This window comes from Allocoleopsis sp. (assembly GCF_036703385.1).
Classification (GTDB): domain Bacteria; phylum Cyanobacteriota; class Cyanobacteriia; order Cyanobacteriales; family Coleofasciculaceae; genus Allocoleopsis.
In genome coordinates this window covers 1-4280 of the sequence record NZ_DATNPA010000572.1, presented here as the reverse complement: position 1 = coordinate 4280, position 4280 = coordinate 1, and the positions used below count along the sequence as shown (strand labels likewise).

Annotated in this window: 4 protein-coding genes; 1 reads left to right on the top strand and 3 read right to left on the bottom strand. The window is 49.8% G+C overall.

The genetic code is table 11. The features are described 5' to 3' along the window. Positions 1 to 426: 426 nt before the first annotated feature. Entirely contained in the window at positions 427 to 747 is a 321-nt protein-coding gene (locus tag V6C93_RS27860) for a hypothetical protein (RefSeq protein WP_333479927.1), read from the top strand. A 119-nt stretch (positions 748 to 866) separates the two neighbouring features. On the opposite strand, the gene V6C93_RS27855 is transcribed toward V6C93_RS27860, so the two are convergent. From V6C93_RS27855 to ligA, 3 genes are all read right to left on the bottom strand, one after another. Beyond that, complete coding sequence (locus V6C93_RS27855) at positions 867 to 1346, bottom strand: cupin domain-containing protein (RefSeq protein ID WP_349262866.1); 480 nt, start codon at positions 1344 to 1346, stop codon at positions 867 to 869. 35 nt (positions 1347 to 1381) lie between these two features. Further along, positions 1382 to 2323: a DMT family transporter gene (locus V6C93_RS27850; protein ID WP_333479925.1), complete on the bottom strand. Its 942-nt coding sequence runs from the start codon at positions 2321 to 2323 to the stop codon at positions 1382 to 1384. Positions 2324 to 2397: 74 nt separating this feature from the next. Then, on the bottom strand, positions 2398 to 4280 hold a 1883-nt coding region (ligA, locus tag V6C93_RS27845; RefSeq protein WP_333479924.1), incomplete at its 5' end, for an NAD-dependent DNA ligase LigA.

Sequence of the window (4280 nt, the reverse complement as noted above, 5' to 3'; positions counted from 1 at the left end):
TTGGCTCACTAATTACAGTTATCTTTTCTTGGCTTTTGATGCCTTCATTGGAGTCAACAGCCGAGTCTTCTTGATTATTTTTATCAAAAATCTACCAGAACAGTCTTTTGCGTGAAGCGAAGCTAGCGCGTTAGCGCATCGCCTCCCAGGAAAAAACTGTCTGGAGTCTTGAAAAATACCTCTGACTCTACCAGCAACCTGCGGAATGTGGGCTTAAGATTTCCAGACACATGGCGACCGTGATTAAACGAACTCTACAGATGAATAATCGCTAAACTGGTACTCTATAAAAAGTCCCCCCAGCGCTCGATCGCGCAAAGGGGGAAACCAAGGTGCATCTATCTCTTCTCTAACTCAACAGATTTCGAGCGGCATCCGGAAAAATCAAGAATAGGCACGGAAACGGGAAGTAGAGGAGCGATCGCTGTGCTGATAGTTCCTCGCTTAAGTGGATGCGAACATACCTTTGTGACGAATGAAAGAAGAGCAATGGCAAACCGATCAGATGAGTGGGAAAAGGTTTGGCGACGGTATCAGCAGTATCAGGCTAAACACCGGAATTTACTCACAAGCTTCGGTGATGAGATGTCGATGTCATATTTCAGCGATCGCTTCGGTTCAGATAACTCGATGAGCAAGCAAGCTGATCAAGGGAATGCTCTAGCCCAACAGCTACGAAAAATGGAAGCTAGGATGCAAGAGTTTGTAACTCAGTTCTGCGCTGAATTTCCCGAACTAGAGGAGTGATACCAAATTCCCTTGTATAACTCCTCTTTAATGCCAGTGATTTTTCTTCCCCAGCCTCCCCAGCTTCCCCAGCTTGCTAAAAAAGAACGATAGTTAACCCAGATTTGAGATGAGGGGGTTTAGTATGGAGTGCCGTCTTTGTGGACAAATTTCCACTTGCCATCCTCCAACAAGGCTTTGAGGTCATCATCGGGATAGCTTCCTTCGTCTCCCGGTGTTCTATCGCCCACTTCGAGGTACAGGACATCCTCTGAGGTTTCGTTGATCAGGTGGTGTCCGTTGCCAGTACCGGCCTTGAAGCCTGCACACATGCCCGGAGAAAGTTGTATACGCCCTTCGTCCGTGTGTAGTGTTGGGTGCCCCTGTAAGATGTAGATGAACTCGTCTTGCTTGGTATGAGCGTGACGAAGGGCGGAAACGCCATTGGGAGCTAAGCGTGTAAGGTTGACGCCAAAGTTCGTGAGGCCAAACAGGTCGCCAAGTGGGCGCTTTTCTCTGCCCACCATGCGCGACGCGAATGGTTCAGGATAGTTCGAGGGCTTGGTTCTTGTCGGTGCCTCAGATGCATGGATGGCGATCGATTTTGCTGTTTCTGACATAGGAAGCTCGTGAGGTGATTACTTACAACAAACTTTTACTTTTCTGTAGTTTGGGGTTGGTTCTTTCCGATCGCAATTGCAATTGAACCAACAACCACAAAAATTGCCCCCAACACTCCCAATACTGTTAAGTGTTCCGGTGCAATTAAGCTAGGTGTTAACCAGGCAACAGCCGGCACAGACAGGAGAGTCACAAGGGGAGCCGTGGCAAGAACTGCGCTGACTCGTGAAGCTTCCCAGTGTTCCAAGGCTTCGGCAAAGGCACCATAAGCAATTAGCGTATTCAAGCCACAAAACAGCAGCATACTCAGAGTTAAGGGACTCAGGCTCACAAGATGCTGCGGTGCTGCCAAGGGAGTAAACAATAGAGTACAGCCGCCATAAATTACCAGCATGATGCTCGCAGATGGTAATTTTTGTAACAGCTGCTTCTGAATTAGGGCATAGATTGCCCATGCGATCGATGCGACAACAAGGATCACATTACCGAGGAGATAGGTTGCCTGTGCGGTTAGTAGCGTCTTCAATTGCTCCTTAAAAAAAAGCGTCAACCCTAAAGTTAAGATACCCAACCCGATCCGCTGGGGCAGGTTGTAGCGCTCTTTGAAAACAGCTAAAGCTCCTAATCCCATAAACAGAGGAGCAAGCTGGATGATCACTTGAGCATTAGTGGGTGAAGTTTGCGCCAACCCTTGCAGGTAAAGCAGGTAATTCAGCCCTAAACCTACAGTTGCGATCGCTAGCATTCCCCAAGAAGCCGAGCGCAGTTCTCCCAGAGTCGGGAGTTGCTTACGTGAGGCTAAGTAAACCGCCAGTAGCCCAAACGCTATCAAGAAGCGAGACCAGGTGACCGTATACACATCCAATACCTGAAGCGTCACAGCTAAGGCAATTGGTAGAATTCCCCATAGGAAGACAGTGAGAAGCGATAACGCCAGCCCCAAGCGCCAGCGCCCTGAAGTTTGATGAAGTTGCATCGGTTGTTGGTTTGTATCAGTTGTCCTTGGCAAATACCAAACACCACTGACAATTATTTGGCTTGCAGATCAAATTAATCTTGCAGCAATTCCAACAACTGGGCTTCATTCAATAGGGGGATACCTAAAGCTTGCGCTTTTTCCAATTTGGAACCCGCCTCTTCCCCAACGACTAAGTAGTCGGTTTTGGCACTAACCGAGCCCGTCACTTTCCCGCCCGCTTTTTCAATCAACCCCTTCGCCTCATCTCGCTTCAGCGTGGGCAAGGTGCCAGTAATCACAAAGGTTTTACCGCTTAGGGATTGACTTGTATGTTGATTTGTGTATTCTACTTTCGAGGCTAACTGCAAACCCGCTTTTCGCAGCCGCTCAATCAAAGTTTGGTTGGCTGGAACTTGGAACCAGGAGAAGACAGACTGGGCGATTTCTGGGCCGATACCATAGACGCCTTCAATTTGTGCCGCAGAGGCTCCAGCTAACTGTTCAACGGTAGAAAACTGTTGGGTTAAAGTTTGAGCGTTCACACTGCCAACGTGACGAATCCCCAAACCGTAGAGTACACGAGACCAAGGTTGAGTTTTGGAATGTGCGATCGCATTGACTAATTTCTCAGCGGACTTCTTACCCAAACGCTCTAACGACGCCAATTGCTCAGCGGTTAAATCGTACAGGTCAGCAACGGAGTGTACCACACCTTGGTCAACGAGCTGCTGTACGAGCTTTTCACCCATCCCATTAATATCCAGCGCGTCACGGCTTGCCCAGTGGGTTAGTGCCCCTTTAAGGATGGCTTGACAAGAGGCATTAATGCAGCGAGTCACTGCTTCCCCTTTTGGACGCACCACCGGTTGACCGCACACGGGGCAATGGGTCGGCATTTGGAAGGGTTGAGTCCCTTCTGGGCGCAACTCGGGCAATACTCGTACCACTTCGGGGATAATTTCACCCGCTTTGCGAACAATTACGGTATCGCCAATGCGAATATCCAATTCAGCAATGCGATCGCTATTGTGCAGAGTGGCTCGTTGTACAGTGGTTCCCGCTAGTTGCACGGGTTGCATCTCCGCTAACGGGGTGAGTGCGCCGGTTCGTCCGACATTAATGCTAATATCCTTAACCACCGTTGGCGCTTCTTCAGCGGGATACTTCAGTGCGATCGCCCAACGGGGAAACTTCTGGGTAAAGCCCAATTGTTCCTGAAGGGCAAAGGAATTGAGCTTTACTACGACCCCATCGGTCATATAAGGCAAATTCCGCCGTTGGGTATCCCAAGAGTTGTAGTAGTCCCGTACATCTTCTAATGAAGCGCAGAGTTTGCGATTTGGATTGACCCGAAAACCCAAGTTTTGCATTAATTCCAGCGCCTCCCATTGGGTACGGGCGACTTGGGCGTCGTTTTTTCCGGGAATATGCAAGGTATAAGCAAAGAAATCCAACCGCCGGCGATCGACAATTTTAGGGTCTAATTGCCGCAGCGTTCCAGCAGCGGCGTTACGAGGATTAGCGAACAATTGCTCACCCGCTTTCTCGCGTTCCTGATTAATTTGTTCAAATACCTCAATGGGCAAGAACGCCTCTCCGCGAACTTCCACCACTGGTGGCGGTGCTTCCGTATTCAGTCGCAAGGGAATCGAGCGAATGGTGCGGACATTCTGCGTAATATCTTCACCGGTGACACCGTCACCCCGTGTCACTCCCCGCACCAAGACGCCATTTTCATACGTCAGCGCCAAAGCGTTGCCATCAATTTTCAGTTCACAGACGTATTCAAACCCCTCAATTTTTCCTGTCTCTACCCCCTTGAAGATCCCCCCCCCGCCCCCCTTAAAAAGGGGGGAGTCAGGTGTTGCTTCGCTTTTTGTTCTCGGGGGGGTTGGGGGGGTAAGAGGAGGTGCTTCTCCCCCCTTACTATGGAGGGTGGAGGGTGCATAGCGCTGCCACCGTTCCTGCCACTTGG

Coding starts and splice junctions, on each gene's coding strand:
- V6C93_RS27850 (WP_333479925.1), bottom strand. CDS start 2,323: ATGCAACTTCATCAAACTTCAGGGCGCTGGCGCTTGGGGCTGGCGTTA.
- V6C93_RS27855 (WP_349262866.1), bottom strand. CDS start 1,346: ATGTCAGAAACAGCAAAATCGATCGCCATCCATGCATCTGAGGCACCG.